Source organism: Bradyrhizobium sp. GW821-FHT13H05 (genome assembly GCF_058804065.1).
Genome location: NZ_JBXAPO010000003.1, coordinates 425609 through 450641 on the forward strand (window position 1 = coordinate 425609; position 25033 = coordinate 450641).

Consider the following 25033-nt stretch of genomic DNA (forward strand, 5'->3'; position numbering starts at 1 on the left):
CTCCTCGCAATGACGGCTTTGCGAGAGCTGCGCTCGCAATGAGCGGGGAGAAAGCGGAAATCCGGTCCAGGACCCACCGGTAACCGGCGACCACGGTTCCCCCGCCATCCCGGCCAAACCCCCGTCAAATATGGGCTTTTGCCACATCCCCGCGACTGAGGGCCGCAGCTGCGGGTTCCGAAACCGTCTTCACTTTTCGGGAAGTCTGCCCATCTTAGGGACACGTCCCCATACCGGGGATTTGGGAAACCCACATGAAGTTCTCGCAACGGTCCCGCACTCTCTTCAAGGCGATTGCCGTCGTGCTGGCGCTTGCGCTGTCGACCGCGCTCGCCATCTCGTCCGCTGACGCCCGCGTCGGCGGCGGCATGTCGTCGGGTTCGCGCGGCTCGCGGACTTACTCCGCTCCGCCGTCGACCACGACGGCACCGGGCTCGGCCTCGCAGTTCAACCGCACCTACACCCAGCCGGGCGCCGGCATGAACTCGGCTGCCGCCGCACCCGCGCGTGGCGGCCTGTTCGGCCGTGCCGGCGGTTTCATGGGCGGCCTTGCGGCCGGCTTCCTCGGCGCAGGCCTGCTCGGCATGCTGTTCGGCGGCGGCCTGTTCGGTGGTCTCGGCGGCCTGTCGTCGATCCTGGGCCTGCTCATCCAGATCGTGCTGGTGGTGGTCGTGGTGCGGCTGGCGATGTCGTGGTGGCAGCGCCGCCACACGCCGCAGGCGGCCTACGCCAACGCTGATGCAGGTGCCGGTCCGGGACCGCAGCCGAACTATCGCAGTGGCATCGGTGGCGGTGCTCTTGGTGGTGGTCTTGGCGGCTTCGGTTTCGGCGGCAACAACAACGCGCCGCTCGAGATCAAGCCCAACGACTATGAGGCGTTCGAGCGCCTGCTCGGCGATGTCCAGACCGCATGGTCGAACGAGGACGTGGCCAAGCTGCACACGCTCGCGACGCCGGAAATGGTCGCCTATTTCGAGAAGGATCTCGCGGAGAACCGCGCACGCAACGTCGTCAACAAGGTCACGAACGTGAAGCTGCTGCAGGGCGACCTCGCGGAAGCCTGGCGCGAAGGCGAGACCGACTACGCGACCGTGGCGCTGCGCTTCGCGCTCACCGACAAGACGCTCGACCGCAACACCGGCGCGATCGTCGCCGGCAGCGAGCAGCCGGGCGAGGCCACCGAAGTCTGGACCTTCGCCCGTCGTCCGGGCGGTGCCTGGGAATTGTCGGCGATCCAGCAGACCAACTGATCGCGCGTCACGTGACAAAAGAGGGCGTCGTGCTTCGGCACGGCGCCTTTTTCTTTGAGCCGCGTATATCCTGATGCGGCCGACCATTTGCGCGAAGCACTTAATTGCTTGTTGACCGCGCAGAGCTCCCGCAATTTCGCGCCTGCCGGTGAGAGAGGGAGATATTGGGTGAGTCAGTCTGTCGCGCGCTCCAGGACAAATCACGAAACCATCGTCAGGAATTCGTCCCCGCCGCTGGAGGCGATCGAAGCGGCGTATGACCGGATCGAGGCTGAGCGCGACCGCAATTGCTGGATCTATCTCCGCCCGCGGGAGGAGGCGCTCGAGGCATGCCGCAAGCTCGTGGCGCGCGCGCGGACAGGCGAAAATTTTCCGCTGCTCGGCATCCCCTTTGGTGTGAAGGACAATATCGATGTCGAGGGAATGCCGACCACTGCCGCATGCCCGGCGTTCAGCTACACGCCCTGGCATTCCGCGCGCAGCGTCGAACGCCTCACCGCGGCCGGCGCAATTTGCCTCGGAAAGACCAATCTCGACCAGTTCGCCACAGGCCTGTCCGGCGCGCGTTCGCCCTATGGCCCCTGCGCGTCGGTTGCCGATGCGCGCTATGTTGCGGGCGGCTCCAGTTCCGGGTCCGCGGTCGCCGTGGCGGCCGGGCACGTCGCGTTCGCGCTCGGCACCGATACCGGCGGGTCCGGCCGCATACCTGCCGGCTTCAACAACATCGTCGGAATCAAGCCGACCGTCGGGCTGGTGTCATCGCGCGGGCTGGTGCCGAATTGTCCGACGATCGATTGCGTTTCGGTGTTCTGCAATACCGTCAGCGATGGCGAGGCGATCCTCGATATTATCGAGGGGTTCGATTTCGAAGATCCCTACAGCCGTCTGCCCAGGGCCTTTTCTTTCGCCGGCGGGGCGGTGTCGTCGTTCCGGTTCGGCCGCCTTGCGTCCGCCGATCTCGAATGCTTCGGCATGCCGGAATGCGGCGAACTCTATGAGCGCGCCTGCGAGCGTTTCACGCAGATCGGAGGAGCGGCAATCGAGGTGGACTTCGCCCCGTTCCGCAAAGCCGGGGAGTTGATGTTCAGCGGACCCTGGGTGGCGGAGCGGCACTCGGCCATTGCTTCGCTGATGGACATCGATTCCGGGTCCCTGCTTGACGTCACGAGGGCCGTGCTGGGCTCAGCTACCGGCTATTCGGCGATCGACACGTTTGGTGCCATTCACCGGTTGCACCGGCTTCGCCGTGACGCCGAGGCGATCTTTGCGGGGATCGATGCGCTGGTGGTCCCGACCGCACCGCGGCCGTTCACACTGGAGGAGATGGATCGCGATCCGGTCACCCTCAACAATCGCCTCGGCTACTACTCGTATTTTGCCAATCTGCTCGATCTCTGCGGCGTGGCGGTTCCGAACGCGACGTTGCCGAACGGCATGCCGATGGGCGTGACCCTGCTGGCGCCGGCCTGGCATGATCGCGCGCTGATCGGACTGGCGCGGCGGTTCGAGGCCAGTGCAGGCCAGGCGGCGTTCGAATTGAAGTCTGGCGGCTGAAGCGCGGATATTATTCCGCCTCCTGCCCGAGCGTCGAAAGATCCAGGATCGAAATCACCGATCTGTCGTACCTGATCACGCCTTCGTCCTGGAGCCGCGCGAGTTGCACCGTCACCCATTGGCGGGTGGATCCGATGAGATTGGCGAGATCGCCGTGGGTAAACGGCATGCCGACGACGATCTCGTTGTCGCGCTTCACGCCGTAGACGTGCGACAGGAAGATCAGCAGGCTGTGTAGCCGCTCCGTCACCGAGCGCGTTCCGAGCATCTGGGCCATCGCCGAATAGCATCGCGCCTTGAATGCCAGGGCATCCAGCAAGGCGACGGCGATCGCCGGCGATTCCAGCGCAAGCCGCCGCAGCGCCGGCCCGGGCATGAACGTCAACCGGCTGCGTTCGGCCGCAACCGATGTCCACATGTGCGGGCCCGTCCCGAATATATCGGGGCCGCCGACGAAGTTGCCGGGAAACCAGTAGGCGAGCGTCACCTCGCGCCCCGACGGCGCCGCATAGTAGCTGCGTATGCGCCCCTCGCTGATCAGGTAGATCCCGGCCTGTGCGTCGCCCTGCGACCAAACCAGCTGGCCGGCTTCCAGAACCTTCTCGCGTCCGATCGCACGCAAGCGATTGCAATCAGCGCGGTTGAGACCGTCCAGCAGGCCGGGCAGTGGTCTGACGAGATCGTCCGATTCGGCCAGCATCACACCTGCCGCTATCGCGCAGTTCGCCCTGTGCATCGCCGGCTCCGCTGTGAGATCCAGCATCGATCATTCAAGAACCATGCCAGCGATCCGCGATCCGCTTCTCGATCTGCGCGTTCTCTGTGAGTTCTTGGCGATCAGCTCGCGTCCGACTGATTGAACGCCCGCAACCCTTCTGCGCGGATGACGTCGAGACAATCCTTCTTGAGGGAAAGATAGGTTGGCTCGAGCATGACAGAACTCGACCGCGGGCGCGGCAGCCTGACCGCGACTTCACGCAGGATGCGGCCGGGTCCTGCGCTCATGATGAGAACGCGGTCGGCCAGCACGATGGCTTCATCGATGTCATGCGTGACGAACACGATTGTCGCCTTGATCCGGTCGCGCAGCTCCAGCAGATTGTCTTGCATCACCGCCCGGGTCTGCGCGTCGAGGGCTCCGAAGGGCTCGTCCATCAGCAGCACCCGGGGCTGATTGGCCAATGCTCGCGCGATCGCCACGCGCTGCTGCATGCCGCCGGACAGCGTGTTCGGATAGGCGTCGGCGAAACGCTTGAGCCCGACCATCGCGATCAGATCGTCGGCGATGGCGTTCGCTTCCGTCCTGGACTTCCCAAGCATCCTGGGGCCGTGCGCGATGTTCCTGCGGACGGATTTCCATGGGAAAAGATGCGGCTGCTGGAACACCATGCCGACATCGGGGCGCGGGCTGTAGACAGGCGAGCCTTCGACCAGGATGTCGCCTTCAAACGGCACTTCCAGTCCGGCGATCGTGTTGAGCAATGTCGACTTGCCGCAGCCGGACGGCCCCGCGATGCAGACGAACTCGCCTGGCGCCACGTCAAAGGAAACGCGATCCACCGCGATGGTCTGCCCGCGGTTGGCGTCAAAGACGATGCTCAGGTTCGAGACCTGAATGGCCGGTTGTTGCCGCGCCGCTTCGACGGAGGCAGGCGAGCTTGCCAGAGCCAGTTTCACGATCGATCGAGGTCCCGACATCAACGCCACCAGACCGCACGTTCGGCCAGAACCGAAAACAGCCGGTCGGCAATGAATGACATCAGCCCGAGCGCTGCGAGTCCGCCCATGACCTGGCCCGTTTGCAAATTCTGCTGCGCAATCTCGATCCTGTAGACGATGCCGGCGAAAGCGCCTGCAAGCTCGGCCGCGACAAGTGTGTAAAAGGAGATGCTGACGGCGGTGCGCAACCCGACCACGATGTAGGGAAGCGCGCCCAGCAGCACGATCTCCTGGAGCATCTGCCGCCGGGGCGTGCCGAGCATCAACGCCGCCCGAATCAGGCCGCGGTCGACCTTCTGCACGCCGATGTGGGTCGAAAGCCAGACCGTGAAGAACACGCCCCATACGACGAGAAACAGTTTTCCCGTCTCCGACAGGCCGAACCAGAGGATGACGATCGGCACGAAAGCAATCGGCGGAATGGGCCGCAGGATATGGAATAGCGGGGACAGCAAGCTCGAAACGACAGGGAATTGGCCGGTGAGGATACCGAGCAGGATGCCGAGCGCGCCGCCCACGATGAACCCCGTACTGACGCGAAAGAGGCTGGCCAGCAGATCGCCCAGGAACTGTCCGCTTCGTATCCACTCAAGGACGGCCGCAGCAACCACCGTCGGCGGCGGAAACAGCACCATGTTGACGACCCCAGAACGGGAGACCAGCTCCCAGAGGACGACGAACAAGGGAAGCGAAAGCGCCCCGACCAGAATATTGAGGCGGCGAAGACGGGCTGAATTCGGCCGCCGACCACGACCGTCAAAGCGGAGAGCAATCTCTTGTCGTGCTGAAGTGCCGTCTTGCATGGTCGTGCGGGCGCCTATTTCCACGAAAGGGTGACGCGTGCGGGGTCGATCTTCTTCAGCGGCTCGGTGACGACGACCTTGCTGAAGTCGGGCATCGCCGCTCCCGGAGGATGGTTGCCGCTCTCCAGGCGCCATGCGGAATGGGTCTTGAGAATCTCGATCAGCCGGTCGTCGAGACGCACCCGGTAAACATAGTCGGCCCAGATGGGCGCGAGTTCGTCCCGCTTCATGCCGACCGCGTCCGCCACGACCGTGATCGCTTCTTCCGGGTGTGCCTTCATCCAGACCTCGGCATCGATCAGTGCGGCGATGAACTTCTCGACCAGTGCAGGGTTGGCATCCAGATAGGACCTCATGACGACGATGTTGAACGTCTCGGAGTAAGTGCCCGTTGTATCGAGCTCAGCGACGGCTTCTCCCAGGGCCTTCTTCGCATTGGCGATGTGGGGTTCCCAAGTGTCGATCGCGTCGATGCTTCCCGCTGCAAGTGCCGGCAGCATTTCCTGCGGCCGCAGGTTGACGAGGGTGACATCCTTAGGAGTCAATCCCGCTGATTTCAGCAAAGTCGCCGTGTAAACCTCACTGCCGGTGCCGGCCGTGAATGCGATTCGTTTGCCGCGAAGATCGGCCTTGGTCTTGACGCCGGCCTTGGCCGCGACGACCGTCTTGAGGTCGGAATATTCCATGCCGGCGACGAAGGCGATGGGCTGATTTGCCATCGCCGAAGCGGTGACCGGCGCCTCGGCCGTCGTCGCGATGTCGGCGCCGCCTCCGATCACCGTGTCCAGGCACTGCTTGCCGGAGGTGAAGTTCGAGACCGTGATGTCCAGTCCGTTCTTTTCGAAGATTCCCTTTGATTTGGCGACGATCGCAAGGCCGGAGATCGGTCCGAGGTTTTGCGCAAGCCGGGCTTTGAGCAATTCCGCGGCCGAGGCACAGTCCGGACTGATGGCAAGACCAATGGCAAGCCAGCAAAGCGCGGCATAGCCGGCAATTGCCGCGCAACGCCTGCTAAACTGGCGGCGGACGGTGTTCCAGTGCATGACGATCTCCCCTCGCGCCGCACCCGGCGGCAGCCCCGATGTGATCGCGGACACCGCCCTGAACGGTTCCGCAACAGACTCCTGCGTCCTCCCCCGGGCGATCGCTTGAGGATCGGCCACATTGGTATGCTCGCCCGGCACTCCGGTCTCGGGAAGCAATTAATCGACATGGCCTTCGGGGCGACCGCGCCGCCGCGTGCTAGATTGGTCGGCACGCCCCACGTTCACGGACCCTTCCCATGAAATACGAGCTCTATTACTGGCCCGAGATCCAGGGCCGCGGCGAATATGTACGGCTGGCGCTGGAGGAGGCGGGCGCGGCTTACGTGGACGTCGCGCGGGGTGCGCGCGGTACGGCTGCGATGATGAAGATGATGGACGCACACGGCACGCCGCCCTTTGCGCCGCCGTTCCTGAAAGCGGGCAAGCTCGTCATCGGCCAGACCGCCAACATCCTGCTCTATCTCGGCGCCCGCCACGACCTCGCGCCGAAGACGGAAGCCGGTAAACTCTGGGTGCACCAGCTTCAGCTCACCATCACCGATTTCGTGCTGGAGATCCACGACACCCATCATCCGCTCGGGCCCTCGCTCTACTACGAAGACCAGAAGCCGGCGGCCAAGAAGCGCACGGCGGAGTTCTGGAGCGAGCGCGTGCCGAAATATCTCGGCTATTTCGAGCAGCTCCTCACTGGGAATGGTGGCGCTTACGTCACCGGCCGCCGGCTGACCTATGTCGATCTCTCGCTGTTCCAGATCGTTGCCGGGCTGCGCTATGCCTTCCCAAAGCGCATGAAGGCGTTCGAGAAAGACATTCCCGGTCTCGTCGGCCTGCACGACCGCATTGCCGCGCGGCCGAACATCAAGGCCTATCTGGCGAGCGAGCGGCGCATTCCTTTCAACGAGCAGGGCATCTTCCGCCGCTACAAGGAACTCGACAGCTAAAGCGTTTTCGAGCGAAGCGGATACCGGCTTCGCGTGAAGAAAACGCGTCGAATGAAAACTCTAGCCGGTCCGGACGGAGGCCGGCGGCAGCTTCCGTTCCGGACCGGCCGCTTCGGGCGCGATCAATCGCCCGAACGGGTCGTGGCTCACAAGCACCTTTGCAGGCTTCGGGGCCAGTCGATCGTCTGAAGAGTCGAAAACGGAAGCGAGATCAGGCTCGTCGGGGCAGGGGGGCTTGCAGAACATCGTCGCGTCTCCCGTTGCGTGGTGCGGGGTTCCCTCTAGCGAGGTTCGGTAGCGGCGACGTCAGTCGATCGGAGGAGGGCGAGCGCTTTTCTGGAGAGTTTCTTTTTGCACGGGACAGTGATGCGGACTCACCACACGCCGGGCAGCAGGCGATAGCGCACCCGCGCCGCATAGTCGGCATAGCCCGGCAGTCCCTCGCGCAGCGTGCGCTCCTCGATGCCGATGCGTACCGCCAGCAGCGCGACGAAGAGCGGCGCCATCGCAAGTCCCCACCATGAGCCCAGCAGCAGCGGCACGCCGGCGAAGAACAGGATCAGGCCGCTATACATGGGATGGCGCACATGCGCGTAGGGCCCGGTCGAGATCACGCGCTGTGCGCGCTCGGCCTGCAGCTTCACCACGGGAGCTGCGAACGAGTTTTCGCGGAACACGGACATCGTGAACAGCGTGCAGAGCAGGAACAGCACGAAACCGAGCAGCTGCAAGGCGAGCGGCATGTCAGAAGCGAGAGCACGCCGGTCGAGCCCCATCACGACCAGCCAGGCCAGCATCGCCGCGATGAACGCAATGATGAAGGCCTTGTCGGCCGGCGGCTGGTCTTGCTGGATCACTGGACGCAGACGCTCGGCGAGCAGTGCCGGATCGAGCCGGTAGAGCCACCAGCCGCAGAGCGGGCCGAGCACGGCGGAGGTGACGAGGAACCCCCAGGCCGACGGCCAGTGCAGCGTGCCGGCGGACACGAACAACAGTGCGCCCATCCCGACGGTGAAGATCGTATTCTGCAACAGCAGTCGAACGATCATGGTCGATCTGGCTCCATCCCGCGCCGATGAACCGATAGCATTTTTCCGGCCATCGTGTGGCCGGCGCGACAGGCCGGCTTCAGATCTTGATCGGCGGCGAAAAGGCCGCCACGAGCCGAACCAGATCCGCCTGCCGTTTGGTTCCGGTCTTGATGAAGATTCGGGTGAGGTGAGTCTTGATCGTCGTTTCGGCGATGCCCATGCTTCTGGCGACGTCAGGAACCCCGCCGATCTCGACAATGGACAGGAAGACGCGCAGTTCGGCCGGTGTCAGCTTGAACAGCTTGCGGATGAGGTCGGGCGCGACGATCGTGTCGAGCGCCGCCTTGCTGACGAACAGGACGGCGCAGGCGTCATAGCTCTCCCCGAACATTTGCCGGCGCCCGGCGGTCAGCGGCAGCAGATGTCCGACATGGTGTGAGCCGTCGCGGGCCATCAGATGCAGCGAGATGCTTGCGCTCGTGACCGCCCGGTCGCCGAGAACGGTCCCCGCCAGCGCTTGCCGCAACACCCGATCGACATTCAGGTTGGATGTCACGAGCCGGCCATGGACCGAACGAAGCACGTCGGCCTCGTCCAGAATCTCTCTGGCGCTTTCATTGGAGTGGGTGATACGGCCGTCGGCATCGAGCAGCAGGACGGCGGTTCGCAGCGCATCGAGCGTCCGGGCCGACGCCGTCTCCAACGCGTCTTGCTGCTGCAGCTTCTGCCTGACGAGCATGGCCCGTTGCATGTGCGGCGTGATGTGGGAGATCACCTGATACATCCTGCGATCGACAGGGCCGCCGGCTTTCATGATCGAGAGGCGGGATATGCCCTCGGCAGACTTGTCGAGCAGGATATTGGCCGCGTCCTCGAGACCCTGCGGCCGCGTCCATTCATTGTAGAATGTGGTCGTCCGGAATTCGTCGACATCGATCCAGTCCCGGATCGTCTGGATCTGGCCGATCGGCGCGTGGAGCACGCCGCGCGACGGATCGAACGGCTCGTAGGTCTCGATGTAGGACCTGATATAGGCGGGCTCGACACCCACGGCATGCGAGATCACGGCCTCGCCGGCTGCGCCGATCCGGACCAGACCGCCACTCTGGCCGCCCGCCAGTGCGACAATGCTGCCAAGCGTTGCGGTCCATCGGGAATCGTCGAGCGATGCATCGTAGATGTCCGCCACCAGCGAGAGCAGCTTTTCATTCAGTTCCATTGGCTTGTCCCACAGACTCATCGACGGGCTCGTTCGGCCTCACAAATGAGCACGTCGGATACCGGGCTTTGATGAGCCGGATCACACTTGATGTGACTGGACGGATGCCCGCCCGGTTCAGCCCGGCATTCGCGGACGCTGTTGAGGCTGCCTCGTGCTGGAGCGCCGGGCAGGGCGGATCTGGGGAGGAATAGCCGCGTCCATTGCGACGGTGACGAGCGGCGTTCTGCAACGGAAATTTTGCGATCATGCGCGGCTTCCCGGGCAATGTCGCATGATATTGCTCTGCTATCCGGCAAAGATGCGGCCGGACATGCCAAAGGCCCGATCGACCGGGATCGGGCGCTTCAACTTGGGAAGGATCGGATCAGGCGAGCTGATCGATCCGCGTGCCCTGGCCCGGCGGCAGCGGCGCAGCCGGCTGCGGCTTGTAGGTCGGGTCAGTGTCCTTGGTCTTGGTCTGATCGTCCTGCTGCTTGGTCGTGTCGTAGCTTGGCACCACGATCGCGATCGGCGGCGGCGCAACGGTAGAAACGCTCATCCACAAATCCTCACACATGGAAACAATTGATCCTGTCCCGGAAGGAGCAAAATTTCCTTCAAGGCAATCGTTAAAATGCGAGGGATCTGGTGCGGCGGGATGGCGTCCTCTTAGCGCCCTTGATGGTGCAGTTTCGAGAAACGCGAACTCTCTCATCCGTCCTTGCGAGCGCAGCGAAGCAATCCAGAATCCCTCCGCGGAAACACTCTGGATTGCTTCGCTGCGCTCGCAATGACGGAGTGTGTGGCGGGCGGTGCGCGTCGCGGGGACACTGCGCGCGCGTTGGAGCGAACGCTCCTTACTATTCGTCCTTGCCGCGCGTGATCGCGATGGATGCGTCCGTCTTGGTGCGGGTGCATTCCATGTTGAGCCGCCGGTAACGCATGCTGACCTTGTCACCGCGCAGAAGTCCCATCCGCTTCAGGCAGCGTGTCGCGCCCGTCGTGGTGTCGTCCTTGGTCACGGTGAAGACGATCGCCGCCATCGACCCGACCAGTGTAAAGAACTCCGGCGTCGGCTTGCGATCGCCCTTGGCATAGAGCTCGATCGAATATTTGTCGCCGCGGCACCCCACGGACAGCTCCTTCGCCGCCGGGTGCGTGAGGTAGACGATGTTGGCGGCGCGGAAATTCACCTTGAGGCGATCGACCTGGTTCGCCAGCTCCTTGGCGCTGTCGTCACAGCGGTCCGCGCGCGCGGGCGAAGTGAGGGTCACAAGGCCGGTGATGGCGGCGGCGACCAGGATCGCGCCGCGGACGTTCAGTTTGAAAATCATGATGAAAAGCCCCTTGGAGGCGCGCATTCAAGCGTCGGCGCGCGCTGAGTGCAAGGGGGCCGCCCAAGTCTTCCCGAGCATCAGGATGGGCTCGCGGCCCGGCCGGTAGCCGCCGGAAGAGGGGCGGCCATGCCGCCGAATCGGGATGCCCCGGCGGCGCCAGAACGCCTTCCATTTGCGGCAAAAAAGCTTAGAACGCTTCTATGCTTAGAGGCCCGCGAGGGCTCCAAAACCCCTGGATCCACCCCCATGAACGCTCCCACCGCCTTCCCCGACCCCGCAAAGCCCGTTCCGCCCTACAAGCACACGCCGCTGTTTCCGCTGGGCAAGGACGAGACGCCCTACAAGAAGATTTCGGCCGAGGGCGTCCGGGTCGAGAAGGTCCTGGGTAAGGACATGCTGGTGGTGTCGCGCGAGGCGCTGCGGGCGCTGTCCGAGGCGGCCTTTGGCGACATCAACCACTACTTACGGCCCGGCCATCTGAAGCAGCTCCGCGCGATCCTGGAGGACGGCGAGGCCAGCCCGAACGACAAGTTCGTCGCGCTGGACTTTCTGAAGAACGCCAACATCGCGGCCGGCGGCGTGCTGCCGATGTGTCAGGACACCGGCACAGCGATCATCATGGGCAAGAAGGGCTGCAACGTCATCACCGATGGTGACGACGAAGCCGCGCTGTCGGAAGGCGCGCGCGATGCTTACCTGCGCCGCAATCTGCGCTACTCGCAGGTCGCGCCGCTCTCGATGTACGAGGAGAAGAACACCGCCAACAACATGCCTGCGCAGTGCGAGATCTACGCCGAGGGCGATGACGCCTACAAGTTCATGTTCATGGCGAAGGGCGGCGGCTCCGCCAACAAGAGCTTTCTGTTCCAGGCCACGCCCTCGGTGCTGACCAAGGACCGGCTGCTCGCCTTCCTGAAGGAGAAGGTGTTGACGCTGGGCACCGCGGCATGCCCGCCCTATCACCTCGCCATCGTGATCGGCGGCACTTCGGCCGAGCTCTGCATGAAAACGGTGAAGCTCGCTTCCGCGCGTTATCTCGATGCGCTGCCGACCCACGGCTCGCCCGACGGCAACGCGTTCCGCGATCTCGAGATGGAGCAGGAAATTCTGAAGATGACGCAGTCGCTCGGCGTCGGCGCGCAGTTCGGCGGCAAGTATTTCTGCCACGACGTGCGCGTGATCCGCCTGCCGCGCCACGGTGCCTCGCTGCCGATCGGGCTTGGCGTGTCCTGCTCGGCCGATCGCCAGGTGCTCGGCAAGATCACCAAGGACGGGGTCTATCTCGAGGAACTCGAGCACAACCCGGCGCAGTACCTGCCGCAGGTCGAGCAGTCGCTCGGCGGTGAGGTCGTCAAGATTGACCTCAACCAGCCGATGAAGGACATCTTGGCGACGTTCTCGAAGAATCCGATCAAGACCCGGGTCTCGATGACCGGCACCATGATCGTCGCGCGCGATTCCGCGCATGCCAAGCTGCGTGAGCGCCTTGAGAGGGGCGAGCCGCTGCCGGACTACTTCAAGAACCACCCGGTCTACTACGCAGGCCCAGCCAAGACCCCCGAAGGCTACGCCTCCGGCGCGTTCGGCCCGACTACGGCGGGCCGCATGGATTCCTTCGTCGATCAGTTCCAGGCCGCCGGCGGCTCGATGGTGATGGTGGCCAAGGGCAACCGCGCGCCGGCCGTGCGCGAGGCCTGCAAGAAATATGGCGGCTTCTATCTCGGCTCGATCGGCGGCGCCGCGGCGAACCTCGCCGAGCACTGCATCAAGAAGGTCGAGGTGCTCGAATATCCCGAGCTCGGCATGGAAGCGATCTGGCGCATCGAAGTGGTCGATTTCCCCGCGTTCATTATCATCGACGACAAGGGGAACGACTTCTTCAAGGAGTTGAATTTGGGCTAGCTGCCCCACTCGCACTTGCGTGCGAGTGATTGCGCATGCGCCACACCACGACCGTCATGCCCGGGCTTGTCCCGGGCATCCACGTTCTTGGTGCCGCGAGGAAGACGTGGATGGCCGGGACAAGCCCGGCCATGACGATGCGGATGCCTCAGCGTTCTAACCACAATTCGTGACCTGGTTGGAGCACAGCCCGCGCCACCAGCCGCGGACGCCGTCCTGGCTCTCGACGAGGCCCCACAGGCCACTACAGGCAAGGATGCGCTTCGGGCCGCCGTCGGTGTCGATGGGACCGCCGAGCTCGCGCTGGGCCGGCATCCATTTGGCATCGACGAAGGGCGCCTGAAACAGGCCGCCCATGCGCGTGGCGCCATTGGCATAGGCGGCGCCGACCTTGTTGGAGGCGACCCAGCCGCGTCCCGCATAGGGTTTTGGCGCGCTGCGCGGATATTTTTTCTCGTCCTCGTAATCCTTGCCCGGCGGCTTGGCGCCTTCGATCAGGAACCAGCCGCCCTTGAAGCCGATGATGCGGAATTCGGTGAGCCAGCCGCCGTCGGGCGTGTTCTCGGCGCCGCCGAGCTTGAGCCGGTAGGGTGACGGCAGCGTGCCGAGCACGCGCGCTTTCACCGACGGCTCGGCGCGCACGTTGAGTCCATCAGGATCCTTGTCGATGGACCACGCGCCGAGATCGCAGGGCTCGGTGCCCTCAGGGAGCGTTGCGCGCTTCGCCGCGAGATCGGCGTGCAGCTTTGCGAAATCGGTGTCGTCGTTGCCAGGATCGGTCCCGGTGCGCGGCTTCAGCTCGGCTGAGACGGCGCGTGTCGCATTGGGCGTCAGCGTGACCACGAGGCTCTGACGCGCAGCGAACACGCTGGCCGGTGTCTTCGGATCATTCGATGTCGCGGGATCAACGGCGAGATAACCGGTCGAGCCATCGGTCCGGTAGGCGAGGCCTGCGACATAGCCCGCGGGCACCATGGCGAGCGCGCTTGCGCGCCACGCCGGTTCGTTGTCATCCGCGCGCGCTTGTGTCGCAACACAGAAGATCGTTGCCGCGATGACACGGAATACGCGCATCGATGCAGCGCGCGCTTAGACGCGCGCGCCCGTGAACGGAAAGCTGCCCATCGGGCCGATGCCCATCTCGCCGCTCATGCTGTCGCCGGAGACGGTGCCGATGAACTCGAGCGTCAACGGCATCGGATTGGTGATCGAGACCTTCCAGTTGACCGCGTCGCCGCTGACGGTCCCGTCGAAAATCTCGGCGGTATTACCTTCCGCACCCTGCGTGCCCGTGAGCGTGCCGCCCGCGGCCTTCAGGCTCAGCGTCGCCTTGCGCTCGCCCATGGGCGTCGTCATGGTCAGAGTCCAGTTGCCGTCCACGGCCATTCGCATCTCCCAACTTTTTTCCCGGCGCCTGCGACCATCCGCAAGGTGGGCCGGGGACGCCTATAGCCCAACTCGCGGGGCGTGCCTAACGCTCTCTTTGACGCGGCCTCAGGCGCGGGCCGCGCGGATGCGGCTGCCGACAAGCAGACGGAAGGCGACGTACTGGATCGCGAACGCCAATATCTTTGCGCCAATCAGGACCACCGAAATATAGAAGGCCCACAGCTTCATGTCCCCGGTCATGGCGACTGCGACGGTGCCCGCGGCGAGCACGAACATCAGCGCGGCCCAGGCGTAGCCCGCCATCGTGACGTATTCCGGAATTGTCTCGGTCACGATCGCCGGCAGGTAGCGCAGCATCCAGCCGCGCTTGAGCATGATGATGCCGATCGCGATATGTCCGATCGCGGGCTTTGCCAGCACGAAGCGCGGGTCGTTGGTGAGCAGTGTCGCACCACCGAGCACGGTGACGAGGCCGAGGCTTGCCCAGGTCATGTAGCCGAGCGCCTGGCCCTTGATCCGCGACCAGACCACTTGAGCAATCGCGCCCAGGATGGCGACCGAGGTCGCGAGGATGACGTTGTCGGTGGCGAGATAGATCACCAGGAAGACGATGGTGGAGAGGAAATCAGAGACGAGCCGGCGGAATACGTCTTTCATCGTCTGTCCTGTCTTCAATGGGAATGGGGCAGTGCGGCGGCCGGCTTAGCGTACTTGATCTGGCGATATTCCGGATACCACTTTGTGAAATAGATCGCGCTGTTGCGGGCGGCGAAGGCGACTGCAAGGCTCGACCAGAGCGGCAGGCCGGGGAAGTAGAGCAGCACGATGTTGGCGGCCGCCATCAACAGCGTGGCCACGGTCCATGCGCCGGTGATGATGTAATTGGCGGTGAGGAAGCCGGGCATCGCCGCGGTCTCGGCCGGGACCGCTTCAACCGCATATTGCAGCGTGAAGGGACGGCGAGCCAGCATCGAGCCGAGCGAGATCGCGAAGATGCCGATATCGACCGACAGCTTGACGCCGAGCGTGCCTAGTGCCGGATCGATCAGTGCGAGGGTGAGGCCGATGGCGGCGAACACGATCGCCGAGCCCACAGCCAAAATCTTCACCGAGCGGCCGTACGCGACATCGATCGCGACGGTGGCGAGGCAGATCGCGGATGCGGCAAACACACTGATCGTGGCCGACGTCACCAGCATCAGGAGCGTGTAGGCGCCGTAGGGCGCAAGGATCAGGAAAATCGTCATGGGCCGCCTCGGTCTGGCTGATCTTTACGATGTAAAGATCAATAGTTCAGGGGCGATGCCGGGTCAAGCGAAATCTTTACAGTGTCAAAATGACGTAGGTGACCTCTAAAAGATGAATAGCTGCAACGGCTTGGTCTGTCGCCTCGATGGCCAATTCCGCCCAGGGCAGGCGCGACAGGACCGGCAGTGCGGCGGCGATCAGAAGGCCGATGGAGAGCAGGATGCCGCCGTTGAAGAAGGTATGGCTGCTCCGCCGCAGCCGGATCATTTGCAATGCGAGCGCGGCGCAGGCGAGAGCGAGGACGGCGAGGCCGTCTGTGGTGATCGAGGGCATGTCGGGCCTCTTTGGTTGCATATCGCTGACGTCGTCGCACCCCGGAATGACGGCTACGTCGCTCCCACCCAGTTGCCGTGAAAGCCATCGGGCACGCGGTGACCGAGCTGCACCAGCGCGACGGGGCCAGCCTCGATATCGGTGGCGTTGAATACCGCGAGGTCGCTGCGGTTGTCGCGCGCACGCCAGACCACGGCGAGTAGCCAGCCGTCGCCTTCCGCCGCATCCTTCGACCGCTCGACGAACACCGGTTCGGAGATGGTGTCGCCGGCCGGCAGCAAATAATGGCCGAGCCGTTTGCCGTTGCCGTCGACATGCACGATGCCGGACAGCGCACCGAACATCGGCAGTTTGGGATTGGCGCAGGCGTACCAGCCGTGACGGCTCTTCAATCCGGCGCGGCGATCGTCGATGCGCGGGAATTCGCCGGTGAGATCGTCGAGATAAGTCTGCTGGAAGCGGTCGGTATTCCCCGAGAGATCGAACGTCCAGCGGCAGTGCCGCGCGCGCGACTTCTCCGGATCCGTCGGCCGGCCGTCCGGATGCGGAAACAACGGCGCTTCCTCGAACTGCATGACGTCGGCGACGATGCGGCTATTGTCCTCCCACGCATTCATGATGTGGAAGACGTAGCAGGCATCACCGCGAAACCAGACGATGTCCTTCGCCGTGCCGTTGCGCTTCATCACGCCGACATAGGCGCCCTTGTCCGGCTCCCAGGCGTAGGGCGGCCGTCCGCTCATCGCGCGCTCCATGCTGCCGGTGATGGGCAGGATCGGAAACAGCACATGGTTCGCGGTGACGATGAAGTCGTGCACCATGCTGGCATAGGGCGCCTCGAAACGTTCGAAGCGCGTCGCCTTGCCCGTTGCGTCGATCGATCCATAGGAGAGGGCAGGCGTCAGCGGCCCCGCCGCGTTGTAGCCGAAGAAAACCAATTCGCCGGTGACGGGATCGACCTTCGGATGCGCGGTAAAACTGCCGGCGACGCGGCCCTGGTAGTTGTGATAGCCGCGCGTTGCCAGCGTGCCCGGCTCGATCTCGGTCGGCAGATGCGCTTCTTCGAGCGCGAGAAGCTTGCCGGCGTGGAAGATGATGTTGGTGTTGGCGACGCCGCCGTCGGTGAGGTTTGCGGGTGCATCCGGCAGCTTGCGGCCAAAGCCGCCGAACAGGGCGCGGCCGGCATCGTGCTCGGCCAGCCATTTCGGCGTGCGGACCCAGCGGTTGCGATAGCTGGCGCGCCCCTGCTCGAGATGGAAGGCATGCAGCATGCCATCGCCGACGAACCAGTGCGCGCCGGGCGCCTCGAACTGTGGATTGGGGCCGTTGCGATAGAGCGTGCCGTTCAGCTCGCGCGGCAATTCGCCGATGATCTTCAGGAAGGGCGCGTCGGCCTCGAATGGAATCGGACCGAGATTGTTGCGGCGCTCGGTGACGGCAGCTTGCTGCACGGCATGTCCCTCCCTTTATCTTTACATCGTAAAGATTAATTAGCCGTGCCGGCAGTTCTGGTCAAGTGAAATCTTTACACTGTCAATATTGCGTCATATAGCTTGCAAATGGCCAAGACCGACACCAAGAGCGAAACGGCGCGCGTCGCGCGCACTCCGAAAAGAACCAGCGCGCCGGCGCGTCCCGCGCGGCGTGGAGCTGCCGCGAAGACCGAGACACCGTATCACCACGGCGCGCTCCGCGAGGCGCTGCTCCAGGCGGCCGAACGGGTGCTGGAGCGCGACGGACTTGCCGGCCTGACATTGCGCGCGGTGGCGCGCGAGGCGGGGGTCTCGCATGCCGCGCCGACCCACCATTTCGGCGATCTCACCGGCCTGCTTAGCGAACTCGCAGCGGTCGGCTTCCGCCAGTTCAACGCGGCGATGGCCTCGTCATGCGACGCCGCCACGACGCCGCTCGCGCGCGCGCTGGCGCGGCCGAAGGCCTATGTCGCCTATGCGCAAGCCCATCCCGGCATGTACAGCATCATGTTCCGCACCGAGCGGCTGGACTATTCCCGGCCGTCGCTGAACGAGGCGGCCGAGGCCTCCTTCGCCGGGCTCACCAATGCGATCGGCATGATGCGGCAGGAGCAGATCAGCGAAGATTCGTTGACCCTGAACCAGGGCGCCGCCATCGCCCGCGCGTGGTCGATGGTGCACGGCTTCACCATGCTGCTGCTCGATGGTCGCCTCGAAGACATCCTGGGCCGGCTGCCCGAGGGGACGACGGCCGAACAGCTGCTCGAGGCGATGCTGACCGCGCCCGTCACGGCGAAGCTGCCAGTCTAGCGCCTTCAGGCGGGCGTTGTCCTAGCGCTTCGTCGCAAGCTCAACCGCGCGGCCGCTGGCACCGATGATCTTCACCTCGTCCTTGCCGCAGGTGAAGCCGCGGGCGAAATCGTCCGCGGCCTTGCGCGCAAGCTCGTTGGCGGCGGGATTGGCGATCGCGTCGACATAGGCGACGTGGCAGACCGGGCCCGGCGGCAGCCGCGTCACCACCAGCATGGCCTTGGTGTTCGGCCGTCCCTGCCTGTCGGGATCGCTGCCATCGGCGATGTGCCAGCGCTGGATGATGGCGAACGGCTTGGGACCTGCGGCGCGCCATTCGATCGTGGTCTCCGATGAATTGAACGGGCCGAACCAGACCTTTGCCGCTGGCTCCTCGCTTGCGGCCTTGCGATTGCGGCCGACCGAGACGATCTCGCGCAGATCGTCCTCGGCGATCAGCACCGTCAGGCCGTCCTTGCCCGGGCAGATCCGCGTCGTGCTGCCGTCGAGTTCGCTGGGTTTTCCGATTTGGTGGCAATCCTTTGGTGCCGTGGAGGTGTAGGTGCTGCCCATGGTTTGGGCGGCCGCGCAGTCCACGCCGATGCCGGTCATCAGGACAATCAGGCCGATGCGGCTCATACGGTTCATCATGATGCCTCGACGTTGCGGGAACTCCGTACCATCAGACGTCTTCATTGTGGGCAAGGTTCAAACAATGCGGGGATAGACCTGACAGCGGCGCGGAATCGTTCTAGAAGAGCGGCTTCGCTTGAGGCATCGGGCCTCGTTCGCGTCCTCATTTCTCTCGATCATGCCAGCCATCGCATCCAGCAAATCCTATCGTGTCGGTCGTTCCAAGACCGGACTTGGTCTCTTCGCCACCATGCCGATCAAGAAGGGGACCCGGATCATCCGATATTTCGGACCGATCCTGGACTCCAAGATTCCCGCGCATGACGCAATCGAGAACAAATATCTGTTCGAGCTCAACGGCCGCTGGACCATCGATGGTTCGGTGCGCAAGAACCTCGCGCGCTATATCAACCATTCCTGCCGGCCCAACGCCGAGTCGGACGTGCGTCCGCGCGAGCGCAAGGTCTTCATCCGCGCCATCAGGAACATCGAGCCGGGCGACGAGATCAACTACGATTACGGCACCGATTATTTCAAAGCCTATCTGAAGCCGATCGGCTGCAAGTGCCCGTCCTGCGAGACCAAGCGCAAGAAGCAGCGCGCCGAGGCGCGGGCCGAACGCGCCAAGGTGAAGGCGCGCACGGAAGCCAAGGCTAAAAAGGCGGGCACCAAGGGTGCCAAAAAGAAAAAACTCAACGGTCACGCCTTCAGCAAGGCCAACGGCCGCGCGCGGGCGTAGCTGGCTCGTACGCCTCTAGCTCCACTTGCATGCCCCGGCTTGGCCGCGGCATGCCGCAGTCTCTCCGTATCCAGCTGACTTCTCGGAAGACCGAGTCGCCCGGTCAAGCCGTGCGGCGACAGCGCGTGATGAGTGGGCGAACCAGCCTCACGCCGCCACCGCACGCCCGCTCTTCCGCAAGCCGATATATTGCAACTCGGCGAACACGCCGGTCGCGATCGCCTGCGCGACGACCATCAGCTCGCCGGCAAGGTTCGGCGAGACCGCGCCGGAGAGCAGCAGCGCGATGCTGCCGGCCGTCCAGGCGGCGTTGCCGATCACGACCAGCAGCACGAGTGGTTTCGGCACAGCACTGCGCGATGCAAGCCAGCCGACCAGCGCGGTGTAGGCGATCAGGAACAGGCCGGTCTCCCGCAGCAGCGCCTCAGGCATGTTGAACAGCGCCGCGAACGCGCCGGCGCCGAAAGTGAATCCGAGCGCGGCGACGCCGCTGAAGATGGCGTCCGCAAGCAGGGCACGGCGGAGAAAGGTGGATGCGTCGATCATGAGAGGTCTCCATGGTTGGGGCGGGCTTGGGGGAAACTCAGCGCCATCCGCGCCACCAGGCGCGGAGCAGGCGGGCGAGGCGGAAGGGGCAGAGGCCCTTGGCGACGCCATGCTCGAAGGCTGAGACCCGCGCGGCCACATAGTCGCCGGTCGAATGCACCAGTGGCTCCGGCATGTTGAGGCCGCGCGCCAGCATCCGGGTGGCGAACGCAATGGCCCAGGGCAACACGTGGCCTGCGACGGTCCGGTAGAGCAGCAGCGCGATCATGGTCATCTCCTGTTGCGACCGAAGATGCGCGCAGGGCGAGCTCAATTCCATTACCCCGCAGGTAATGGATGGGCCGAAATCCGCATGCTAGGTTTTCAACCATGAACGCACATGCATCCACGGCGCAGGCCGAACGCAGCCAGCCGGTCCATATCGGCGACCATTTGCGCGAATGGCGGCAGCGCCGCCGCATGAGCCAGCTCGACCTCGCGGGTGAGGCCGAGATCTCGGCTCGGCATCTGAGCTTCGTCGAGACCGGCCGCGCCGCGCCCTCGCGCGAGATGGTGCTGCGGCTTGCCGAGCGTCTCGACGTGCCCTTGCGCGAACGCAACGTGCTGCTGGTCGCCGCCGGCTACGCGCCGGCGTTTCCGCAGCGCCCGCTGGAGGATCCCGCCTTGAAATCAGCCCGCCAGGCGATCGACCTTGTCCTTAAAGCGCATGAGCCCAATCCGGCGCTGGCCTACGACCGGCACTGGAATCTGGTGACCGCCAATCGCATGGTGGCGCCGCTGCTCGACGGCATCCCGCAACGGCTGCTTGGCCAGCCCTTCAACGTGCTGCGGCTTGCCTTCCATCCCGAGGGGCTGGCGCCACGCACGGTCAATCTTGCGGAATGGTGCGGCCATCTGCTGGAGCGATTGCACCGTCAATGCGAGGCCACCGCAGATCCGGAGCTGATCAAGCTCTACAACGATCTCAAGAGCTATCCCATTCCGGCGCGCTCGGCGCCGCTGTCGAGCGACAATGTCGCGATCCCCTTCAAGCTGCGCCTTGACGGGGAGATACTAAGTTTCTTCTCCACCACCATGGTGTTCGGCACGCCCGTGGACATCACCCTGTCGGAGCTGGCGCTGGAGACGTTCTTTCCGGCGGACGAGCGCACCGCTGAGCGGCTGAAACAGATGGCAGCAGCCATGTCCTAGCGGCCCTGTCTTAGTGGCCTTGTTCTGGCGCTCTTGCCTCACGCCGCGATCGGCTTATCTTTGGGCAAACCTTGAAACGCCCGAAGGAGGCGCCTGACATGAGCACCCTCAAACCGCTCCAGATCGATGTCGTCTCCGACGTGGTGTGTCCCTGGTGCTATATCGGCAAGCACCGGATCGAGAGCGCGCTGGCGCTCGTACCCGACGTTCCCGTCAAGCTCAATTTCCGTCCCTTCTTCCTCAATCCCTGGGTGCCGCGCGAGGGCATCAGCCGGGAGGACTATCTCACCAAGAAGTTCGGCTCGGTCGAAGCCTATAAGGGCATTGCCGGCCGCGTCGTCGCAGCCGCGGGCGAGGAGGGCCTCGTCTACAAGCCGGAGCTGGTCGCGCGCCAGCCCAACACGACCGACTGCCATCGCCTCATCCTGTGGGCGGAAGCGATCGGCAAGGCGCCGGAGATGAAGCAGCGCCTGATGGAGCTGTACTTCCGCGACGGCGGTGATCTCACCGATGTGAACGTGCTGGTGCAGGCGGCCGCCGATATCGGCCTCGATGCCGACGACGTGCGCAAGCGCCTCGCCACCGATGAGGACGTCGCGCGCGTCTCGGCCGACGCGCAGGAGGCGGCCGAGAAGGGCATCTCCGGCGTTCCGACCTATGTGTTCGCGCAGAAATACGCCGTCTCCGGCGCGCAGGATCCGAACCTGCTCGCGCGTGCCATCCGTGAGGTCTCGGCGGAGATCAATGCGCAGGCGGCGGAGTAGCTTTGCTTATTTGCGGAGGCGGCGGACCACGCGTCGCGCGGCCTCGTGCGCGGCGTAGAGGCCGGTCAGCGCGGCGTGAATGAGCGCCACCACCGGATCGTTCCGCCGCAGCGGGATCAGTACGTCACCGATTGCAAAGCGCCCGCGCCAGATCGGGTTGATCATGGGGTGGTCGGCGCTTGCCGTGGAATCCGCGCTGGCGATCGCGGGATCGGCGCAGAGGTGCCGCGTCAGGTCGAGCGTGAGCTGCACGCCCGGTGAATATTTTGCGAAGCGTTCGTCGATGCCGAGCTTGAAGAAGAAGGCGCGGTCCTGGTGGCGCAGCACGATGCCGGCGGCGACCGGCGTCGCGCCGGCGCGAAGTGTGATGATCTCGGATTGCGCAGTCTCGGCAAGTGCGGGCACCGCGCGGCGGATGAAGGTCGCATCGCCCGCATGCTGGATGAGCGCAGTGCCGCGCTTGCCCTTCCAGCCGCTGGCTTCGAGCTGCAAGAATGCTTCGAGCGCCGGCCTGATCTCGTCGGGCTTGCGCGCGACTTCGAATGCGACGGGCCCGTGCTCTTCGAGACGATGGCGCTGACGGCGCAGCTCCTTGAGCTTCTTGGTGCCGAGTGCGTCATGCAATAGCGTTTCGCCATCCTGCGTCGCATCGAGACTGGCGCGGATGTAGGATCTGAGAATGCGCGGCTTCAGGCCATCGCGGTCCAGAACCTGACTGAGTGCGGTCATCGCTGCACCGTCGAGCGCGACGTCGTTCAGTACGAGTGCATGCGCGCCGGCGTCGCGTGCCTGCTGCAGCAGACGCGTGGCGGCCTCGATGGGGGCCTCGCGGTCGATCAGCGGGCTGCACAGCGTGCCATAGGGATGCGCGCTCACCAGTGCGGGCAGGGGAATCTTTTGGGCGTGCCAGAGCGAGATCGCGGGCATCAGCCCGATCAGCCGCGACGAAGATCCGTCGAATGCGGGAAGCGCCGAGGCATCGGTGCGGCCGTGCGCAGTGGCGCTGACGGCCAGCTCCCAGGCGGGCAGGTAATATCCGTTTGGCTCGACTGCCCGCTGCGCCAGCGCGCGCCATTGGCCGGGATCGATGGCTGCGAGCGGAACGAGCGCGCGCGCTGTCGCAGCATCCTTTGCCGATGCCGGATTGATCGCAGCCTGGTGCGCGATGTCGACCACGTCCCGTCGTTCCCCGTTCTGGAGGCCATGCTTAGCGCAAAGATTGGAAAATACCGTTGGGACGCCGCTTCAATTCGAATGATATTGTTAACGTCTCGTTGAGCATGCGGCGGCAAGTCGCCGGATGCCGAGGTACCTACCGGTCAGCCGGCACGAAGTGGTCGCGGGCGCTCGCGCGTTCGCCGCCGGCGCTGTCGATGATCCGGATGTCGATGTCGCGCGAGGTCTGTGGCAGGTCCGTCGGGCCAACCTGCACCGACAACCTGATCTCGCGGGTCTGATCCTGTCCGACTTCGACGAGAGGCTTGCCGTCGGCTCGGGCCTCGACGCCGGCGACGCGAATTGTCGCGCCGGGCAGGCCGGAGACGTCGAGCGCAAACGACCGCTGCGCGCCCTTGTTGAGGATGCGGACGGTGTAGTCGTTGCGGACGCCGCCATCGGCCAGCTGAACGAAGAGCGGATTGCGCTCGTGCAGCACGTTGACGTCCATCGTTGCGCGCGTGGCGAGTGCGTAGAGCATGATCCCGCCGACGATGGCGATGGCGATGGCGTAGATCAGCGTGCGCGGGCGGATGATCCGATAGATCGGTGCCTTGCCCTCGCGGCGGCGTTGCATGTTGATGTCGGTGTCGTAGCCGATCAGGCCGGCAGGCCGGCCGATCTCGCGCATGACGTTGTCGCAGGCGTCGATGCACAGGCCGCACTGGATGCAGCCGAGCTGGATGCCGTGGCGGATATCGACACCGGTCGGACAGACATTGATGCACTGGTGGCAGTCGATGCAGTCGCCCGCGATGTCGCCATGGGCGCGGGCGATTTGCGCCTTCTTCATCGACATGCGCGGCTCGCCGCGGTCGAGGCGATAGGTGACGTTAAGCGCCCACTCGTCGGTCAGCGCCGCCTGGATGCGCGGCCAGGGACACATGTAGATGCACATCTGCTCGCGGGCGTGACCTGCGAAGAGATAGGTCGTTGCGGTCAGGATGCCGATCCAGAGATAGGCGATGAAGGGAGCCTGGAAGGTGGCGAGCTCCTTCACCAGCGTCGGCGCGTCCGCGAAATAAAGCACCCAGGCGCCGCCGGTCCACCAGGCGATCATGATCCAGAGGAAATGCTTGAGCGCGACCCTGCGGACGTGGTCGAAGGTCCAGCCCCGCTTGTCGCCCAGCATGCGCTCGCGCCGGTCGCCCTCGACCCAGCGTTCCACGGCATAGAACAAGTCGGTCCAGACCGTCTGCGGGCACATGTAGCCGCACCATAGCCGGCCGGCGACCGCATTCATCAGGAACAGCATCATGGCCGCGATGATCAGAAGGCCGGTGAAGTAGTAGACCTCCTGCGGCCAAAGCTCGATGAAGAAGAAGTAGAAGCGGCGATGCGGCAGGTCGATCAGCACGGCCTGGTCCGGCAGGCCGGGCCCGCGGTTCCAGCGCAGGAACGGCAGCAGATAGTAGGTCCCGAGCGTGACGCAGAGGATCGCCCATTTGGCGCGGCGGAACGGCCCGTGGACCGATTGCGGATAGACCTTCTTCCGCTTCTCGTAGAGCGGTCCCTCGATGAAGGTGTCGTCGGTCATCCTGCGCTCCTCGTCTTGCGCGGGCGAGAGGCCTATCCGGGGGTGCAGAAGAGGCGGTACAGCGTCTCCAGCACCGAACGGACTTCCTGGCTCGCAATGCTATAGTATATCGTTTGACCATCCCGCCTGGGTTTGATCAGGCTCAATGCGCGCATCTTGCCGAGATGCTGGGATAGTGCGGCCGAAGACAGGCCCGCGATGTCGGCGAGTTCGCCGACCGACTTCTCGCCGTCGAGCATGTTGCAGAGGACCAGCAGCCGTTTGGGATTGCCCATGGCCGCGAGGAGACGGGAGGCCTCCTCGGCCTTCTCCTCCAGCGCAACCAACTCCTGATTCCTGGGCTTGCGTTTCATCGTCGCCTCATATATTAGTATATTCGAAAATACGAAAGAG

Annotated in this window: 28 protein-coding genes; 8 read left to right on the top strand and 20 right to left on the bottom strand. The window is 64.4% G+C overall.

From position 1 onward, the window contains the following. The first annotated feature begins 230 nt into the window (after window positions 1-230). Window positions 231-1250: a Tim44 domain-containing protein gene (locus AC1RR3_RS10810; protein WP_492823137.1), complete on the top strand. Its 1020-nt coding sequence runs from the start codon at window positions 231-233 to the stop codon at window positions 1248-1250. Window positions 1251-1418: 168 nt separating this feature from the next. After that, a complete protein-coding gene (gene atzF, locus AC1RR3_RS10815) occupies window positions 1419-2804 on the top strand; it encodes an allophanate hydrolase (protein ID WP_492822217.1) in 1386 nt (461 codons plus the stop codon). Window positions 2805-2814: 10 nt separating this feature from the next. Here atzF and AC1RR3_RS10820 read toward each other — a convergent pair whose 3' ends face one another. The 4 genes from AC1RR3_RS10820 to AC1RR3_RS10835 all read right to left on the bottom strand — a co-directional run bounded on the left by AC1RR3_RS10820 (window position 2815) and on the right by AC1RR3_RS10835 (window position 6369). Further along, entirely contained in the window at window positions 2815-3540 is a 726-nt protein-coding gene (locus AC1RR3_RS10820; RefSeq protein ID WP_492823139.1) for a Crp/Fnr family transcriptional regulator, read from the bottom strand. Window positions 3541-3641: 101 nt separating this feature from the next. Then, the gene (locus AC1RR3_RS10825; RefSeq protein ID WP_492822219.1) at window positions 3642-4502 is read right to left on the bottom strand and encodes an ABC transporter ATP-binding protein; all 861 of its coding nucleotides are present in this window, start codon (window positions 4500-4502) and stop codon (window positions 3642-3644) included. Next, a complete protein-coding gene (locus AC1RR3_RS10830; protein WP_492822221.1) occupies window positions 4502-5326 on the bottom strand; it encodes an ABC transporter permease in 825 nt (274 codons plus the stop codon). The genes AC1RR3_RS10825 and AC1RR3_RS10830 overlap by 1 nt, the downstream gene beginning before the upstream one ends. Before the next feature lie 14 nt (window positions 5327-5340). Beyond that, on the bottom strand, window positions 5341-6369 hold the full coding sequence (locus AC1RR3_RS10835) for an NrtA/SsuA/CpmA family ABC transporter substrate-binding protein (RefSeq protein WP_492822223.1): 1029 nt from the start codon (window positions 6367-6369) through the stop codon (window positions 5341-5343). Window positions 6370-6608: 239 nt separating this feature from the next. Between AC1RR3_RS10835 and AC1RR3_RS10840 the strand changes: the two genes are divergently transcribed. Then, a complete protein-coding gene (locus tag AC1RR3_RS10840; RefSeq protein WP_492822225.1) occupies window positions 6609-7313 on the top strand; it encodes a glutathione S-transferase in 705 nt (234 codons plus the stop codon). A 374-nt stretch (window positions 7314-7687) separates the two neighbouring features. On the opposite strand, the gene AC1RR3_RS10845 is transcribed toward AC1RR3_RS10840, so the two are convergent. The 4 genes from AC1RR3_RS10845 to AC1RR3_RS10860 all read right to left on the bottom strand — a co-directional run bounded on the left by AC1RR3_RS10845 (window position 7688) and on the right by AC1RR3_RS10860 (window position 10879). After that, window positions 7688-8362, bottom strand: a complete 675-nt coding sequence (locus AC1RR3_RS10845) for a methyltransferase family protein (RefSeq protein ID WP_492822227.1) — start codon at window positions 8360-8362, stop codon at window positions 7688-7690. A 79-nt stretch (window positions 8363-8441) separates the two neighbouring features. Then, window positions 8442-9563, bottom strand: a complete 1122-nt coding sequence (locus tag AC1RR3_RS10850) for a helix-turn-helix transcriptional regulator (protein WP_492822229.1) — start codon at window positions 9561-9563, stop codon at window positions 8442-8444. Window positions 9564-9930: 367 nt separating this feature from the next. Beyond that, on the bottom strand, window positions 9931-10104 hold the full coding sequence (locus AC1RR3_RS10855) for a hypothetical protein (RefSeq protein WP_492822231.1): 174 nt from the start codon (window positions 10102-10104) through the stop codon (window positions 9931-9933). A gap of 301 nt (window positions 10105-10405) precedes the next feature. Then, window positions 10406-10879 carry a hypothetical protein gene (locus AC1RR3_RS10860; RefSeq protein ID WP_492822233.1) on the bottom strand — a complete coding sequence of 158 codons (474 nt, stop codon included), beginning with the start codon at window positions 10877-10879 and terminating at the stop codon, window positions 10406-10408. A gap of 249 nt (window positions 10880-11128) precedes the next feature. Here AC1RR3_RS10860 and AC1RR3_RS10865 point away from each other — a divergent pair, with 249 nt between their 5' ends. Further along, window positions 11129-12784, top strand: a complete 1656-nt coding sequence (locus AC1RR3_RS10865) for a fumarate hydratase (RefSeq protein ID WP_492822235.1) — start codon at window positions 11129-11131, stop codon at window positions 12782-12784. Between the two features lie 156 nt (window positions 12785-12940). Here the strand turns inward: AC1RR3_RS10865 and AC1RR3_RS10870 are convergent, their stop codons facing one another. The 6 genes from AC1RR3_RS10870 to AC1RR3_RS10895 form a co-directional block, all read right to left on the bottom strand. Then, window positions 12941-13858 (bottom strand): SH3 domain-containing protein, encoded by a 918-nt coding sequence (locus AC1RR3_RS10870; protein ID WP_492822237.1) that lies wholly within the window; start codon window positions 13856-13858, stop codon window positions 12941-12943. Between the two features lie 15 nt (window positions 13859-13873). Continuing rightward, a complete protein-coding gene (locus tag AC1RR3_RS10875; protein ID WP_492822239.1) occupies window positions 13874-14170 on the bottom strand; it encodes a hypothetical protein in 297 nt (98 codons plus the stop codon). Between the two features lie 108 nt (window positions 14171-14278). Next, window positions 14279-14830, bottom strand: a complete 552-nt coding sequence (locus AC1RR3_RS10880; RefSeq protein ID WP_492822241.1) for an inner membrane-spanning protein YciB — start codon at window positions 14828-14830, stop codon at window positions 14279-14281. Window positions 14831-14844: 14 nt separating this feature from the next. Beyond that, the gene (locus AC1RR3_RS10885; protein ID WP_492822243.1) at window positions 14845-15420 is read right to left on the bottom strand and encodes a hypothetical protein; all 576 of its coding nucleotides are present in this window, start codon (window positions 15418-15420) and stop codon (window positions 14845-14847) included. A 76-nt stretch (window positions 15421-15496) separates the two neighbouring features. Continuing rightward, a complete protein-coding gene (locus AC1RR3_RS10890; protein ID WP_492822245.1) occupies window positions 15497-15754 on the bottom strand; it encodes a hypothetical protein in 258 nt (85 codons plus the stop codon). A 53-nt stretch (window positions 15755-15807) separates the two neighbouring features. Then, window positions 15808-17205, bottom strand: coding sequence for a carotenoid oxygenase family protein (locus AC1RR3_RS10895; protein WP_492822247.1), 1398 nt, complete (start codon window positions 17203-17205; stop codon window positions 15808-15810). Window positions 17206-17313: 108 nt separating this feature from the next. Between AC1RR3_RS10895 and AC1RR3_RS10900 the strand changes: the two genes are divergently transcribed. Next, window positions 17314-18036, top strand: a complete 723-nt coding sequence (locus tag AC1RR3_RS10900; protein ID WP_492822249.1) for a TetR/AcrR family transcriptional regulator — start codon at window positions 17314-17316, stop codon at window positions 18034-18036. 21 nt (window positions 18037-18057) lie between these two features. On the opposite strand, the gene AC1RR3_RS10905 is transcribed toward AC1RR3_RS10900, so the two are convergent. Next, on the bottom strand, window positions 18058-18663 hold the full coding sequence (locus tag AC1RR3_RS10905) for a hypothetical protein (protein ID WP_492823141.1): 606 nt from the start codon (window positions 18661-18663) through the stop codon (window positions 18058-18060). 163 nt (window positions 18664-18826) lie between these two features. Here AC1RR3_RS10905 and AC1RR3_RS10910 point away from each other — a divergent pair, with 163 nt between their 5' ends. Next, on the top strand, window positions 18827-19387 hold the full coding sequence (locus AC1RR3_RS10910) for an SET domain-containing protein (protein ID WP_492822251.1): 561 nt from the start codon (window positions 18827-18829) through the stop codon (window positions 19385-19387). A gap of 147 nt (window positions 19388-19534) precedes the next feature. On the opposite strand, the gene AC1RR3_RS10915 is transcribed toward AC1RR3_RS10910, so the two are convergent. Next, window positions 19535-19933 carry a hypothetical protein gene (locus AC1RR3_RS10915; protein ID WP_492822253.1) on the bottom strand — a complete coding sequence of 133 codons (399 nt, stop codon included), beginning with the start codon at window positions 19931-19933 and terminating at the stop codon, window positions 19535-19537. A 37-nt stretch (window positions 19934-19970) separates the two neighbouring features. Beyond that, a complete protein-coding gene (locus tag AC1RR3_RS10920) occupies window positions 19971-20201 on the bottom strand; it encodes a hypothetical protein (protein WP_492823142.1) in 231 nt (76 codons plus the stop codon). Window positions 20202-20302: 101 nt separating this feature from the next. Here AC1RR3_RS10920 and AC1RR3_RS10925 point away from each other — a divergent pair, with 101 nt between their 5' ends. After that, entirely contained in the window at window positions 20303-21124 is an 822-nt protein-coding gene (locus tag AC1RR3_RS10925) for a helix-turn-helix domain-containing protein (protein ID WP_492822255.1), read from the top strand. A gap of 98 nt (window positions 21125-21222) precedes the next feature. Continuing rightward, entirely contained in the window at window positions 21223-21888 is a 666-nt protein-coding gene (locus tag AC1RR3_RS10930) for a DsbA family oxidoreductase (protein WP_492822257.1), read from the top strand. 6 nt (window positions 21889-21894) lie between these two features. Here the strand turns inward: AC1RR3_RS10930 and AC1RR3_RS10935 are convergent, their stop codons facing one another. The 3 genes from AC1RR3_RS10935 to AC1RR3_RS10945 form a co-directional block, all read right to left on the bottom strand. Beyond that, window positions 21895-23064 (bottom strand): GNAT family N-acetyltransferase, encoded by a 1170-nt coding sequence (locus tag AC1RR3_RS10935; protein ID WP_492822259.1) that lies wholly within the window; start codon window positions 23062-23064, stop codon window positions 21895-21897. Window positions 23065-23200: 136 nt separating this feature from the next. Then, on the bottom strand, window positions 23201-24640 hold the full coding sequence (gene ccoG / locus AC1RR3_RS10940) for a cytochrome c oxidase accessory protein CcoG (RefSeq protein ID WP_492822261.1): 1440 nt from the start codon (window positions 24638-24640) through the stop codon (window positions 23201-23203). A 32-nt stretch (window positions 24641-24672) separates the two neighbouring features. After that, the gene (locus AC1RR3_RS10945; protein ID WP_492822263.1) at window positions 24673-24993 is read right to left on the bottom strand and encodes an ArsR/SmtB family transcription factor; all 321 of its coding nucleotides are present in this window, start codon (window positions 24991-24993) and stop codon (window positions 24673-24675) included. Window positions 24994-25033: the final 40 nt, after the last annotated feature.